This is a genomic window from Clostridium sp. TF06-15AC (assembly GCF_003481165.1).
Lineage (GTDB): Bacteria > Bacillota > Clostridia > Lachnospirales > Lachnospiraceae > Otoolea > Otoolea fessa.
Genome location: NZ_QUKS01000007.1, coordinates 40,390 through 54,664 on the forward strand (window position 1 = coordinate 40,390; position 14,275 = coordinate 54,664).

The following is a 14,275-nucleotide window of genomic DNA, read 5'->3' on the forward strand; positions in this document are numbered from 1 at the left end:
TATTCCATTCACAGCCTGAAAGCGTGAAGCAGGTCGTTATATGAAATCTTTCAGAACTTCAACATTTCCAAGCGTCCATTCAGCATTATAACAATCCCAGCGACAAAGCCGGTATAAACGTAATCAGCAGCAGCGCCACCAGGAACAATCCAATCATTGGCATCGCTTTTTTGGCGATCGCCATGATCGGGACGTCGGTCAGGGAGCTGGCGACAAAGAGGTTGACGCCGATCGGCGGGGTTACGAAGCCGATTGCCAGATTGACAACCATGATCACACCGAACTGGACCGGATCCATGTTGATCGCTGTCACGATCGGGAGCAGGATCGGGGTCAGAATCAGGATCGCCGGGGTTGTATCCATGACCATTCCCACGATAAGCAGGAACAGGTTGATGACAAGCAGGATCATGACCGGGCTGTTGAAATGTTCCAGGATAAAGCTGCTGACCGCCTGCGGCACCTGCATCAGGGTCAGGACTCTGGAAAATGCCGTGGAAGCTGCCAGAATAAAGAGGATCGGTGTGAATGTGCGGATCGCTTCCACAAAAATTGGCGGGATATCCCGGAATTTCATGGTCCGGTAGAGGAACAGGCTGACAAACAGGGCATAGAAAACGGAGATAACCGCTGCTTCCGTGGGGGAGGCGATGCCGCTGTAGATACAGCCAAGGATGATGACCGGGCTTAAGAGAGCGAAAAAGCTTTCGCGCAGCACCCGGAACAGTCCTTTTTCGTGCAGCAGATGGATTTCAGCGTGGATTTTTTCTCTATCTTCACCGTAACGTCGGCAGTGATAGATGGCATACAGCATCAGGAGCAGACCAATCATCAGACCCGGAATGACGCCGGCTAAGAACAGGCTGCTGACAGAGGCACCGGACGCCATGCCGTACATGATAAACGGGATACTCGGCGGAATGATAACGCCCAGACCGCCTGCGACTGCCACGATCGCGGTAGAGAAAGTCCGGTCATAGCCGAGGGCGCTTAAAATCGGGATCGTCATGCTTCCGACGGCTGCGACGGTTGCCGGGGCAGAGCCGGAGATAGCGCCGTAGAAGAGGCAGGTCACGATGACCGCGCATGGCATACCGGCGGTAAAATTGCCAAGAAAGAAGGCGAATACGTCAAACAGTTTCTTGGAAATACCGCCCTTTGCCATGATGATGCCGGATAAGACGAACATCGGCACGGCGAGCAGGGGAAAAGAATCCAGTCCGCCGAACATGGCGCGGATCAGATACTTAGCGCCGACCGTGAAGGACGGGTCAAAAACGGAAGGGAGAACCGAGGCGATACCGAGCGTGATCGATACCGGGATCGCGATGACAAGCAGCACGACAAAGATAACAAATAAGAGAGCAGCAGGCATCAGTGTTCCTCCTTTCCAGATGGTGTATTTGCCTCGATGAGAGATTCGATTTCATTGGATTCCTTTTCCGGCATATCTGCATTTGCATGGATAAAGGATTCCGGTGTATTGCGCTCCGGGTGGGCCGGATCGTAGACATCTTCGCCGCGGGCAACCTTAAATTCGATGATCCAGCGCTGCAGAATGCGGAATGTTACCAGAAGAAAGGAAACAAACGGCGCTGCCTGAATATAGTACATCGGAATCCCGCAGGCGGGGGATAACTGTCCGCTGTGAATGGTGGACATCATGTAAGAGTATGCAAATGGGATCATATAGAGGAAAAAAATCAGCTCAAAGGTGTGGTTGACAACCTTAAAAAGAGCCTTACCTCTGCGTGGAAAGGCAGCGACGAACTGTTCGATCTTGATAGACAGGCACTTTTTGCTGCAATAGCTGACGCTTAAAAAACCGCTCCAGATAAAGAGAAAACGGGTAACCTCCTCGGACCAGGACAGCGACTGCCCAAGCGCGTAGCGGGAAAATATCTGGATTCCCATAATGAGTGTCATCGCAGCCAGCATGACAACCAGCAGAAATTCTTCCAGGTTTTCATCCAGCCAGTGAAGTGTTTTTTTCATGAATAATCCCCTTGTAAATACGGATAATAGGTTGCTGTTTATGCAGGCACGTTTGAAAACGGATGTGCCGCTTGATAACAATAATAGACCTGCGATGGAGGTAGCAGGTCTTGAGTGTCTCGCGGAAAATCCCTCCGTACCCGCAGGTACAGGGATTTCCGGGAGTAAAAAAATAGGTGGCTAAAAGTATAATATAGGCACTTTTGGAACCGAAAGTGCCGTAAGATAGCGTGGTGGCAGCTGGAATTTGCCGTATTTAAATGCGAAGCCACGGCAAATTCAGTTACTGGGCACGTTAGCGTGAACAGTAACCGAATAACTGGATAAGCCAGATATTACATCGCACTGTGAAGCAGTCCCAGTACAGTCTCCAGATCCTTTACGCCCATCTGACCCGGTGCGGATGCTTTCTTGGCAGCGCCGAAGGTCATGGAAGAACCAAATACCTCGCCGCAGAGACGGCTGATAACGCCGGTGCCAGCCATCGACATGGTAATGATTGGACGGTCCGCATAGAGGGAAGTCATTTCCTCAGTGGCAGAGAGAAGTGTTAAAACATCTTTCTTGTTCTGCGGCATAACTGCGATCTTCGGGATATCTGCATTCATATCCTGCATCTTACGCAGGCGGTAGATGATGTCGGATTTCTCCGGCGTCTTGTGGAAGTCATGGTTGGAAGCGATGACTTTCACGCCAGCCGCATGTGCGCCGTCGATGATCTTGGTTACAATTGCGTCGCCGGTAAAGATCTCTACGTCAATGAAATCGACATAGCCGGTCTGAGCTGCCTTGATGTTCAGCTTTGCGTAATCTTCCGGCTCGATGGATTTCTCGCCGCCCTCTTTGGAGGTACGGAAGGTCATCAGAATCGGAGTCTCGCCGAGAACGGCACGCAGTTCCTTTAAGACGTCTTCTACCTTCTCAAAATCAAAGACATCTTCGAACCAGTCTACACGCCATTCTACCACATCAACCGGAATAGAATCAAACGTTTTGGCCTCGTCGATGATTTCCTGTTTGGTAACGCCTACGATCGGAACGATGATCTTCGGTGTGCCGGAGCCGATTTCGATATTTCTAACTTTGATAGTATTCATAATCAGAGAATCCTTTCATTTTATCAATAAATATTTATTCGTCGCTTTCTGCCAGAGACATCATTTTCGCGTAGCGGGCATTGACAAAGAGTCCCAAGAGAACGCCGATGGCAGTCAGTACGATATTCATTATCATAACATGGGATGGTGCCATTTTGGAAGCGGCAGTCAAAATTGTGTAATTACATAAGGAAGAAGCAATCATAACCAGTGCGGTTACGGTTCCCTTGATCTTCGGGAACAGCATGTTGCAGACGGAGGTTACAATCTGTAACAGACCGCCCGCGCCTGCCCAGCCGATGATGAAAGCGCCTGCAATCATAAGGGTCTGGCTGTGACCGATGAGTACGGCAACCAAAGTAACGAGGCAGATAACCGGGTAAACGAGGATGAAACGTACATCCTTGATTTTACGGGTCAGCAGGGAGGTGACAACGAGCGCCATCAGGGTACCTGCGGAATAGTAGGTCTGCATGATGGACGGGTTCGCCCAGCCTGCATTTTCTTTTGCGAAGTTCTGCGCGCAGTTTAACCATAACTGGAAGGTACCGGTGCAGGTGAAACCAATCACGATCATGGCGATGGACTCAAACGAAAAATTTGTGTGTTTTAAGCTGGCGATGAGTCCCTCGGATTTGCCCTCTGCCTTCTGCTCAGAATCTGGCAGCGGGAACAGGAAAATAAGTACAAATAAAACAGCGTAAATAATACCGCATCCGATAAATAACGGATTGTAAGATACCATGCCGGTGGCGGTGGTTGTCACAGCAACACCGAGTACGAACGGCAGAAGCATCTGCGCGATCGCAATGAAAAATTTGATTCCCATGGTAGCGACACCCGGAGCGCTGCTGATAATCTCGGCAACCGCCGGATAGATACCGGTATCAAGGAACGAATTGGAGATACCTCCGATGATTGCACATACATAAGCGATTTGATAGCCGCCGTTTTGTCCGGCGCTGAAAGCGAAAGCAAGTCCAATCAGGTAAACCGCGTAGGAGGCGCTGCCGATCGCGGTTGAGATGCGGCGTCCCAGTTTGTCGGAAAGTGGTCCGGCAAATGGAAGTGCAATCAGACGTCCGAGTCCTAAAGCAGCGGAAATCGCGGTGATCGCCATTGCCTCAACGCCCCAGGCTGCGGCAAGCGCTTCCTTGATGACTGCCTGTCCGAGAATCGAACAGCCGACGCCATGGATAAAGTAGTTTAAGTACATGATAAGTGCACTTGGCAGATATTTCTTGTTCATGATTTTCTCCTTAATTCAAGATCCGCCTGTCGTGCTGCCGTTTCGGAAACCGGGCGGATGATGGCTGATGTTCTGTCACAAACACAAAGGAGATGCCGATATAAAAAGTTCTGTTTTAGTGTTAGAAAAATAACACGTTTGATGCCTTTATTCTAATAATTATTATAGCCGAAGTCTAATACTTTTATAGCAAAAAAACAATGCATTTTAAGCATTAATGTGTTATAAATATGATTATGGGTTACTGTTCACGGGTAGGCACTTTTGGAACCGAAAGTGCCGTAAGAAAACGTGGTGGCAGCAGGAATTTGCCGTATTTAAATGCGAAGCCACGGCAAATTCCGTTACTGGGCACGTATGCGTGAACAGTAACGATTATGGAAGTTTGGTGTGATGCATTTACGGCTGATATTGCGAAGAGTTAATACGAAGATACATAAAGACGGGGGACGTTAGGAATGACATTGAATCAGATTTTATATTTTCAGAAGATAGCGAATCTGGAAAATTATCATCAGGCGGCGGAAGAATTATATATATCACAGCCATCCCTGAGCCGGTCGATGGCGTCACTGGAAAATGAGCTGGGCGTGACGCTCTTTGAAAAAGAAGGGCGCGGGGTGACCCTGACGAAGGCGGGGAAGATGTTTTTGGAGTACGCGGACCGGATTCTCACAGACTGCCACATAGCGGTCGGGAAAATGCGGGAAATTTCGATGAATGGGGGAAAGATCGACATCGGTTACGTGTTTCCGCTGGCCGGTCACTATATCCCGCACCGGGTCAAGCTCTTTTTAGAACAGCCGGAAAATCAAAAGGTTGTGTTTAATTTCTGGCAGAATCACACACCGGCGATTGCAAAAAAGGTAAAAACGGGTGAATTAGATGTAGGCTTTGGCGGCTGTCTGGAAAAGGATGACATGGAATTTTTCCCGGTGGCGAACCAGAAGCTTGTCATCATCACGCCGAAGGATCATCCGCTGGCAGAGCGGGAGAGTATTCCATTTGCGGAGCTGAACCGGTATCCGGTAATTGGATACGATAAGGACTCCTGGATGGGGACGCGCACCCGCGCGCTCTATGCGAAATACAACATCCAGCCGGACATCATTGTGGAGTGTCCGGACGAATATTCGATCGTCGCACTGGTGCGGGAGAGTTTTGGCATCGCACTGATGCCGCGCACGGACATTCTGGAGCTTTCTCAGGGAGTCTGCATTCACCCGATTGAAAATCTGGACATTTATCACCAGATTTTTATGTTCTGGATGAAAGAACGCTACCGGCTTCCGGCGGTGGAACGCTTTATTGAATATATGAAACAGCAGGCGCGTCAGGACGGTCTGCAGGCGGAACGGGAAACCGATAGCAAAAACGTATTGAAAATTTACTTGAAAGATATTGTTAATTTTTAAGCAAAACGGTTAAGATAAAAGTGTCACAAACACAGGGATGCCTCTCATGCAATGGAGAAGGAGAATTTCATCATGAAGAGCAAATACCCGAAAATTTTTGAACCGATTACCATTAAGCGCATGACGATCAAAAACCGTGTTGCCATGACGCCGATGGGTACTAACTATGGCGAGACGAGCGGTGAGATGAGCAACCGCCATATGAATTATTATTCCCTGCGTGCCAAGGGAGGAACTGGTCTGATTATTCTGGAGAATGCCAATATCGAATATCCGGTTGGTTCCAATGGCACAAGCCAGATCCGCATCGATCACGACAGCTTTATGCCGCGTTACTATCAGTTAGTCGAGAATCTTCATAAGAATGGCGCGATGGTAGCGATTCAGGTCAACCATGCGGGTGCTTCTGCATCCTCTGCCAGAACCGGTATGGAGACGGTGTCTTCCTCCAATATCCCGACCAAGGCAGGCGGCGAGATTCCGCGTCCGATGACAAAGGAAGAGATCCTGACGACCGTAAAAAAATACGGCGAGGCGGCGAAACGTGTACAGGCGATCGGATTTGATGCGATTGAGATCCACTGCGGTCATTCTTATCTGATGAGTCAGTTTATTTCCCCGTATTACAACAAAAGAACCGATGAATTCGGCGGCTCTGTCGAGAATCGTCTCCGTTTCCCGAAGATGGTTCTGGAAGAGGTGCGGAAAAATGTAGGTCCGTGGTTCCCGATCATCGTCCGTATCTCTGCGGAAGAGCGCGTGCCGGGCGGCAACACGCTGGAAGACACACTGGAATACCTCGAATATCTGGATGAGTACGTAGATATGTACGATGTATCCTGCGGTCTGAACCCGTCCTTACAGTATCAGATTGACTCGAACTTTCTGCCGGATGGCTGGCGTTCCTACATGGCAAGAGCCGTGAAGGATAAATTTGGTAAACCGGTTATCAATGCGGGCAACTACCGCGATCCGGAGGTCGTTGAGAAAGTATTGGAGAGCGGCGATGTCGATATTGTCGGCATGGGACGCGGACTCATTGCAGAGCCGAACTGGGTCAGCAAGGTGCAGAACGGCGAGGAAGAGATTCTCCGTAAATGTATCTCCTGTAACGTTGGCTGTGCGGGCAACCGAATCGGCGTCAACCGTCCAATTCGCTGTACCGTCAACCCGGCTGTTCCGGAGGGCGATATCTACAAGAAGCTGAAAGTCAATAAAAACTGCAACGTAGTTGTAGTCGGCGGCGGTACAGCCGGTCTGGAAGCAGCCTGCACGGCAGCCGAGGTTGGATGCAACGTATTCTTATTAGAAAAGAGTGGTAAATTAGGCGGACTTTCCACCTTTATCTCTGACTTGCCAAGCAAGAACCGTATGAAAGACTTCCCGAAATATCTGGAAGCACGTGCGAAGAGACTGAAAAATCTGTATGTATTTCTGAACTGCGAGGCAACCGTGGACAAGATCAAACAGTTCAAGCCGGATATCATTGTCAACGCAACCGGTTCCGTTCCAGTCGTTCCGCCGATCAAGGGACTCAAGGAAAACATCGCAGCCGGTCATGTCGATACCATTTTCGAGATGATTCAGAAAGTAAAAGCCGGAGAATACCCGGAAGATTTCTGCAAGGGCAAAAAAGTGGTTGTAGTCGGCGGCGGCTCTGTTGGTCTGGATGTTGTGGAGTATTTCGCACCGCGCGGCGCGGAGTGTACTATCGTGGATATGCTCCCGCAGATTGGTATGCTGGCAGATCCGATCACGAAATGTTCCATGCGTGAGACACACGACAAATATGGTGTGAAAGAGTATGTGAATACTGCGCTGCAGGAAGTCAAAGAAAACGCATTTACCGTGAAGCTGCCGGATGGCACGATCGAGGATCTGAACTTTGACCTCGGCTTCAACTGTCTGGGAATGCGCGCCAACAATCCGATTCTGGCACAGCTTGAAGAGGCATTTGACAACACAGATACCTTCATTTACCCGATCGGAGACTCTGTCCGCGCCCGCCGTATCATGGAGGGAACGATGGAAGGACGTGCGATTCTGAACGTGCTGGAAGCGAGAGGATTTTTAGAGCTGGCACCGTTGGAGTAAGAAATTGAATATCGCATTTGAAAGATTCTGACTGTTCGCTGAACGAATGATATCGTTTTATTTGATTATAAAAAATAGAGAAGAAAAGAGGAAATTATCATGCCAAACATTACAGGACATACCGAATTAGTAGGATTAATGGCTTACCCGATCCGTCATACACAGTCTCCGACCACCCACAACCTTGCCTATGACAAGAATGGCGACGATGTTATCCAGCTTGCGTTCGAGGTAGACAACGATACCCTGGAAGCAGCAGTTGAGAGTATCCGTGCGCTGAAGATGCTGGGTTCCAACATCTCCATGCCGAACAAGACCGTCGTTCACAAATATCTGGATGAGGTAGACGAGGCTGCAAAGCTGTGCGGCGCGATCAACACTGTAGTCAACACCCGTGACAAAGACGGCAATGTAACCGGATACCTGAAGGGTTACAACACTGACGGTATGGGTTACTGGCAGGGAATCAAGGAAGAAGGCATTGATTTCAAGGGAATGAAGATGGTTCTCATCGGTACCGGCGGTGCAGCGACCGCTATCGCAGTACGCGGCGCACTGGACGGCATTGCAGAGCTGCATATCTTCAATATCAAAGATAAATTCTATGCACGCGGCGAGGAGATCGTTGATATCATCAACAAGAACTCTAACTGCAAGGCCGAGATGCATGACCTGGGCGATCTGGCACTCTTAAAAGAGAAAATGCACGAAGCAGACATTTTCTGTGATGCAACCGGCGTTGGTATGCACCCGCTGGAGGATCTGTCCAATATCCCGGATCCGTCCTATTTCCGCAAGGATCTGATCGTAACTGATACGGTATATGCACCGCGTGAGACCGTGATGATGAAGCAGGCCAAAGAAGCTGGCTGCACCCGCGTATACAACGGCATGAGCATGATGCTGTTCCAGGCGCTGATCGCGATTGAACTGTATACAGGAAAATCAACACCGGTGGATTACATGAAGGAGAAGCTGGGAATCTAATTAAACGATAGCCCCCACAGTTATACCTGCTATTCCGCATTAGCACTTGCGTTCATATCCTGATTCGGGTATAATAATAAAACACACTTTCAATGTAAAGTGCAAAAGTGATTTGAATGAATACAAGTGAAGAAGGATGAGACAGATGGATGAATTAAAGAAGCTGCGAAATGATTTGGACATGTGCGACGAGATTCTGATCGATGCCCTGCGGATGCGCTGCCAGATTATCCAGGAGATTACAAATTATAAACAGAAAAACGGACTTCCGATTTATCAGGCAGAGGAGGAAGAGCGCAAGAAGAGCAAGATGCTTGCGAAGCTGGATGATTATGAATACAAAAAGTCAATCATGGCAGTTTACGACAGCGTCCTCTACCGGAGCAAACGGATCCAGTCCCATGAGTTGTTTGGATTCAATATTTTCCTGATCGGATTTATGGGAGTCGGAAAGAGCACCGTTTCGAATGCACTGCAGAATACCTTTGCGATGGATGTGGTGGAAATGGATGAAATGATCGCGAAAAAGAACAACATGAGCATTTCCGAGATCTTCGATCTGCACGGCGAGGAATATTTCCGCAACGAGGAGACAAACCTGCTTAAAGAGGTAGGAAACGAGAAGAACAAGATTGTATCCTGCGGCGGCGGCGTAGCGATGCGCGAGGTCAATGTACAGGAGATGCGAAAGAGCGGCAAGGTTATACTTCTGACCGCGAAGCCGGAGACGATTCTGGAGCGTGTCAAAGAGAACCATGACCGTCCGCTTCTGGAAAATAATAAGACAGTGGAATATGTTTCCGAACTGATGGAGAAGCGCAGACCGGCGTATGAAGCGGCAGCGGATATTGTGATCGCGACCGATGGAAAATCAGCGAATGAGATCTGCGAGGAGATCATTGCACAGGTGAAGAAGTTTAAATAATGTGACTGCTCAGAAAGTTCTGACAGAGAAAACGAAAGGGGAAAAAGATGTCGAATCATATCACAGGACACACAGGTTTACTTTGTTTACTGGGAAGCCCGGTCGCACACAGTGTTTCGCCGGAGATGCACAACGAGGCGTGCAGCCAGTTGGGTCTGGATTATACATATCTGGCGTTTGATGTGCCGGAAGAGAAGATGCCGCAGGCGGTTGAGGGACTGCGGACGATGGGCGCGCGCGGCTGGAATATCACGATGCCGGGCAAAAATATCATGTGCAAGCTGGCAGACAAGGTTTCACCGGCTTCCGAGATTTCCGGCGCCTGCAATACGATTGTCAACGACGACGGTGTTCTGACTGCTTATACGACCGATGGCGTCGGATTTATGCGTGCAGTTGCAGAAAATGGTGTAGACATCATTGGCAAGAAAATGACGCTTTTAGGCGCTGGCGGCGCCGCAACCGCGATTCTTGTACAGGCAGCTTTAGACGGCGTGGCAGAAATTAACGTATTTAACGTCAAGGACGCGTTCTATCCGAGAGCCGAGGAGATTGTAAAGAAACTGAACGAGCGCACAGGGTGCAAGGTAACCCTGCATGATTACTCCGATCCGGAGATCCTGCGCCAGTCCATCGCAGACAGCGCGATTCTGGTAAATGGTACTTCCGTCGGCATGGCTCCGAAGACAGACAACACGATCATTACTGATACAACGATGTTCCACAAAGACCTGTTCGTATTCGATGTCATCTACAATCCTCAGGAGACCCGTTTACTGCGCGAAGCAAGAGCGGCAGGCTGCAAGACCAGCAACGGTATGTACATGCTTCTCTATCAGGGAGCTGCATCCTTTGAACTCTGGACAGGACAGCAGATGCCGGTGGAGATCATTAAAGAGAAATATTTTACAAAATAGGATTTGAAGAACGGCACACCGCATTCTCGTTACTTAGTGATGAGAATGCGGTGTGCTAATTATTTTAATAACCGTTATTATATAAAAAGTTTGCACAATGCGTGAACGGCAGCATCTAAAAATGTTTTCACAAATTCTTCATAAAAAATTAGCACTCTACTCTTGACAGTGCTAACAACAAGTGTTATATTACTGCTAGAACAAAAGAAGACCAAAAGGTTTTCACAGATTGTTCGAAAGGAGGCAGGTTTATGAATATCAGTAAATTTACCCAGAAGTCTCTGGAAGCCGTTCAAAATACGGAAAAGCTGGCGTATGAATATGGAAACCAGCAGATTGATCAGGAACATTTGCTGTACAGTCTTTTGACTGTGGAAGACAGCTTGATTTTTAAATTAATAACAAAGATGGGAATCTCGGGCGACCAGTTCCGTGATGAGGTGCAGCAGGCGATTGGAAAGCTGCCGAAGGTATCCGGCGGTCAGGTGTATTTCTCCAACGATGCCAACAAGGTGCTGGTGAACGCGGAGGACGAAGCCAAGGCGATGGGGGACGAGTATGTTTCCGTCGAGCACTTATTTCTGGCGATGTTAAAACAGCCGAATAAGGCGGTCAAGGAACTGTTCCGTCTCTACGGCATTACGAAAGAGAGCTTTTTGCAGGCGCTTTCGACCGTGCGCGGCAACCAGCGTGTTGTCAGCGATAATCCGGAGGCAACGTATGACACTTTAAATAAATACGGTTACGATCTGGTGGAACGTGCGAGAGATCAGAAGCTCGATCCGGTCATCGGCCGTGACGGTGAGATCCGTAACGTGGTTATGATTCTCTCCAGAAAGACGAAAAACAACCCGGTTCTGATTGGTGAACCTGGCGTCGGTAAGACAGCCGTTGTCGAAGGACTGGCACAGCGTATCGTGCGCGGCGATGTCCCGGAGGGCTTGAAGGACAAGAAATTGTTTGCCCTGGATATGGGTGCTCTGATGGCGGGCGCGAAGTACCGCGGCGAGTTCGAAGAGAGACTGAAAGCGGTGCTTGACGAGGTCAAGAAGAGCGAGGGACAGATTATTCTGTTTATCGATGAGCTGCATACGATCGTCGGCGCGGGCAAATCCGAGGGCGCGATGGACGCCGGGAATATGCTGAAGCCTATGCTGGCTAGAGGTGAACTGCACTGTATCGGTGCGACGACCCTGGATGAGTACCGTAAATACATCGAAAAAGACGCAGCTCTGGAACGTCGTTTCCAGCCGGTTCACGTTGATGAGCCGACCGTGGAAGATACGATTTCCATTCTGCGTGGTCTGAAAGAGAGATATGAGGTTTACCACGGGGTCAAGATTACCGACTCTGCGCTTGTATCGGCGGCAATCCTCTCGGATCGTTATATCACGGATCGTTTCCTTCCGGATAAGGCGATCGACCTGGTTGATGAAGCGTGCGCGATGATCAAGACAGAGATGGATTCAATGCCGGCGGAGCTGGATGAACTGTCGAGACGTATCATGCAGCTGCAGATTGAAGAGGCTGCGCTTAAGAAAGAGACTGACCGCTTAAGTCAGGATCGCCTGGCAGAACTGCAGAAAGAACTGGCAGAGCTCAAGAGCAGCTTTTCGACCCAGAAAGCCCAGTGGGAGAATGAAAAATCTTCCGTTGATAAGCTGTCCAAACTGCGTGAAGAGATTGAGCATGTAAATGGCGAGATTCAGGCAGCGCAGCAGGCATATGACCTAAACAAAGCGGCTGAACTCCAGTACGGCAAGCTGCCGGAACTGCAGAAACAGTTGGCGGAAGAGGAAGAGAAAGTGAAAAATCAGGATCTCAGTCTGGTACATGAGAGTGTCACCGAGGATGAGATTGCCCGGATTATTTCGAAGTGGACCGGTATTCCGGTTGCCAAACTGACCGAGAGCGAGCGCAGCAAGACCCTGCATATGGACGAACTGCTGCATAAACGTGTCATCGGACAGGATGAGGGCGTTACCAAGGTAACGGAGGCGATTATCCGTTCCAAAGCGGGCATCAAGGATCCGACGAAACCAATCGGTTCGTTCCTGTTCCTAGGTCCGACCGGTGTCGGCAAGACAGAGCTTGCAAAAGCGCTGGCGGAGGCATTATTTGACGATGAGAACAACATGGTTCGTATCGATATGAGTGAATACATGGAGAAACATTCCGTTTCCCGTCTGATCGGAGCGCCGCCAGGATATGTCGGATATGACGAGGGCGGTCAGCTGACCGAGGCAGTACGGCGCAAACCGTATTCCGTTGTCCTCTTCGATGAGGTTGAGAAAGCGCACCCGGATGTATTTAACGTCCTGCTGCAGGTTCTGGATGATGGACGTATCACGGATTCGACCGGCAAAACTGTCGATTTCAAGAATACGATCCTGATTATGACCTCCAACATCGGTTCCCAGTATCTGCTGGACGGCATCGATGAAAAGGGACAGATCAAGCCGGAGGCGGAAAGCTCCGTTATGCATGACTTGAGAGCGCACTTCCGTCCGGAGTTCCTGAACCGTCTGGATGAGATTATTCTCTTTAAGCCGCTGACGAAAGGCAACATCGGAGGCATCATTGAGCTTCTGATTGCAGATGTCAACAAACGTCTGGCGGATAAGGAGTTAAAGATTGCCCTGACGGACGAGGCAAAGGATTTCATCATTGAAAATGGCTACGATCCGGTTTACGGTGCAAGACCGCTGAAACGGTACCTGCAGAAGAACGTTGAGACACTGGCAGCGAAGCTGATTCTGGCGGACGGCGTCCGTGCGGGCGATACGATAGAGATCGGGCTTTCGGATGGCAAGCTGACGGCTTCGGCTGTCCATAGCGCGTAAGCGGAAAACGTCTTACGGCGGATTTATAACTATTATATAGAAGAAACAATAGGGCGCGGAGAAGTGCGAAAGAGCTTCCTCTGCGCTCTTTTTATGTATTTCTGAGATTTTCACAGTCTTGACATTGCCCGGCAACTTTACTAAAATGATTCCATAATGACCGGACTATATCATTTGTTCCGGAAGTCAGTCAGATGAGGAGAAGATGAGATGAAAATTGCGATTGGAAATGACCATTCGGCGGTAGAACTGAAGAACATTATTGTGGATTTCCTGAAAGAAAAAGGAATCGAAGTGTTAAATCTGGGTACAGACAGCAGCGAGAGCTGTGATTATCCAGTTTATGGAGAGAAGGTAGGTCGTGCAGTTGTTTCCGGCGAAGCCGATCTGGGTATCGCAATCTGCGGTACCGGTCTTGGTATTTCACTGGCAGCTAACAAGGTAAAAGGCGTGCGCGCCTGCGTGTGCAGCGAGCCGTACACAGCGGTGATGTCCCGCCGCCATAACGATGCCAATGTACTCTGCTTCGGCGCCCGCGTGGTAGGAAGTGAGCTTGCGAAGATGATCGTTGACGAGTGGATCAACGCAGAATTTGAGGGCGGACGCCATCAGAGACGCGTGGATATGATTATGGCGATTGAGGAGAAAGACTGATTCAGAGTCAGAGGTAACGGATGAAATCATAAGGCAGGCTGACAGCAGGATGCGGGATGCCTGTGAGAACAAAAAGAGGCAGCTGTAAAGAGATGGAGC

11 protein-coding genes are annotated in these 14,275 nt (G+C 49.4%); 7 read left to right on the forward strand and 4 right to left on the reverse strand.

Annotated features, from left to right (window positions below; all coding sequences use genetic code 11):
* Positions 1-85 precede the first annotated feature (85 nt).
* From DXC57_RS13005 to DXC57_RS13025, 4 genes are all read right to left on the reverse strand, one after another.
* Positions 86-1,375 carry a TRAP transporter large permease gene (locus tag DXC57_RS13005; protein WP_118472534.1) on the reverse strand — a complete coding sequence of 430 codons (1,290 nt, stop codon included), beginning with the start codon at positions 1,373-1,375 and terminating at the stop codon, positions 86-88.
* Positions 1,375-1,995, reverse strand: a complete 621-nt coding sequence (locus tag DXC57_RS13010; protein ID WP_118653024.1) for a TRAP transporter small permease — start codon at positions 1,993-1,995, stop codon at positions 1,375-1,377. The genes DXC57_RS13005 and DXC57_RS13010 overlap by 1 nt, the downstream gene beginning before the upstream one ends.
* Positions 1,996-2,330: 335 nt before the next feature.
* Positions 2,331-3,095, reverse strand: coding sequence for a type I 3-dehydroquinate dehydratase (gene aroD / locus DXC57_RS13020; RefSeq protein WP_333489849.1), 765 nt, complete (start codon positions 3,093-3,095; stop codon positions 2,331-2,333).
* Between the two features lie 31 nt (positions 3,096-3,126).
* Positions 3,127-4,341 (reverse strand): MFS transporter, encoded by a 1,215-nt coding sequence (locus DXC57_RS13025; protein ID WP_118629590.1) that lies wholly within the window; start codon positions 4,339-4,341, stop codon positions 3,127-3,129.
* 458 nt (positions 4,342-4,799) lie between these two features.
* On the opposite strand from DXC57_RS13025, the gene DXC57_RS13030 reads away from it, so the two are divergent.
* The 7 genes from DXC57_RS13030 to rpiB all read left to right on the forward strand — a co-directional run bounded on the left by DXC57_RS13030 (position 4,800) and on the right by rpiB (position 14,176).
* Positions 4,800-5,756 carry a LysR family transcriptional regulator gene (locus DXC57_RS13030; protein WP_118469295.1) on the forward strand — a complete coding sequence of 319 codons (957 nt, stop codon included), beginning with the start codon at positions 4,800-4,802 and terminating at the stop codon, positions 5,754-5,756.
* 72 nt (positions 5,757-5,828) lie between these two features.
* Positions 5,829-7,850: an FAD-dependent oxidoreductase gene (locus tag DXC57_RS13035; RefSeq protein ID WP_118469293.1), complete on the forward strand. Its 2,022-nt coding sequence runs from the start codon at positions 5,829-5,831 to the stop codon at positions 7,848-7,850.
* Between the two features lie 99 nt (positions 7,851-7,949).
* Positions 7,950-8,837 (forward strand): shikimate dehydrogenase, encoded by an 888-nt coding sequence (locus tag DXC57_RS13040; protein WP_022358823.1) that lies wholly within the window; start codon positions 7,950-7,952, stop codon positions 8,835-8,837.
* A 145-nt stretch (positions 8,838-8,982) separates the two neighbouring features.
* Positions 8,983-9,762, forward strand: a complete 780-nt coding sequence (locus DXC57_RS13045) for a shikimate kinase (protein ID WP_117796710.1) — start codon at positions 8,983-8,985, stop codon at positions 9,760-9,762.
* Positions 9,763-9,809: 47 nt separating this feature from the next.
* Positions 9,810-10,679, forward strand: a complete 870-nt coding sequence (aroE, locus tag DXC57_RS13050) for a shikimate dehydrogenase (protein ID WP_117796709.1) — start codon at positions 9,810-9,812, stop codon at positions 10,677-10,679.
* Between the two features lie 251 nt (positions 10,680-10,930).
* A complete protein-coding gene (gene clpB, locus DXC57_RS13055; RefSeq protein WP_107001854.1) occupies positions 10,931-13,522 on the forward strand; it encodes an ATP-dependent chaperone ClpB in 2,592 nt (863 codons plus the stop codon).
* A gap of 210 nt (positions 13,523-13,732) precedes the next feature.
* Complete coding sequence (gene rpiB / locus DXC57_RS13060; RefSeq protein WP_022358818.1) at positions 13,733-14,176, forward strand: ribose 5-phosphate isomerase B; 444 nt, start codon at positions 13,733-13,735, stop codon at positions 14,174-14,176.
* The last annotated feature ends 99 nt before the right edge of the window (positions 14,177-14,275 follow it).

What these genes read in the sequence shown, in the direction of transcription:
- DXC57_RS13005 (WP_118472534.1), bottom strand. Translation starts at nt 1,375, where the DNA reads ATGCCTGCTGCTCTCTTATTTGTTATCTTTGTCGTGCTGCTTGTCATC.
- DXC57_RS13010 (WP_118653024.1), bottom strand. Translation starts at nt 1,995, where the DNA reads ATGAAAAAAACACTTCACTGGCTGGATGAAAACCTGGAAGAATTTCTG.
- DXC57_RS13025 (WP_118629590.1), bottom strand. Translation starts at nt 4,341, where the DNA reads ATGAACAAGAAATATCTGCCAAGTGCACTTATCATGTACTTAAACTAC.
- DXC57_RS13030 (WP_118469295.1), top strand. Translation starts at nt 4,800, where the DNA reads ATGACATTGAATCAGATTTTATATTTTCAGAAGATAGCGAATCTGGAA.
- DXC57_RS13035 (WP_118469293.1), top strand. Translation starts at nt 5,829, where the DNA reads ATGAAGAGCAAATACCCGAAAATTTTTGAACCGATTACCATTAAGCGC.
- DXC57_RS13040 (WP_022358823.1), top strand. Translation starts at nt 7,950, where the DNA reads ATGCCAAACATTACAGGACATACCGAATTAGTAGGATTAATGGCTTAC.
- DXC57_RS13045 (WP_117796710.1), top strand. Translation starts at nt 8,983, where the DNA reads ATGGATGAATTAAAGAAGCTGCGAAATGATTTGGACATGTGCGACGAG.
- aroE (WP_117796709.1), top strand. Translation starts at nt 9,810, where the DNA reads ATGTCGAATCATATCACAGGACACACAGGTTTACTTTGTTTACTGGGA.
- clpB (WP_107001854.1), top strand. Translation starts at nt 10,931, where the DNA reads ATGAATATCAGTAAATTTACCCAGAAGTCTCTGGAAGCCGTTCAAAAT.
- rpiB (WP_022358818.1), top strand. Translation starts at nt 13,733, where the DNA reads ATGAAAATTGCGATTGGAAATGACCATTCGGCGGTAGAACTGAAGAAC.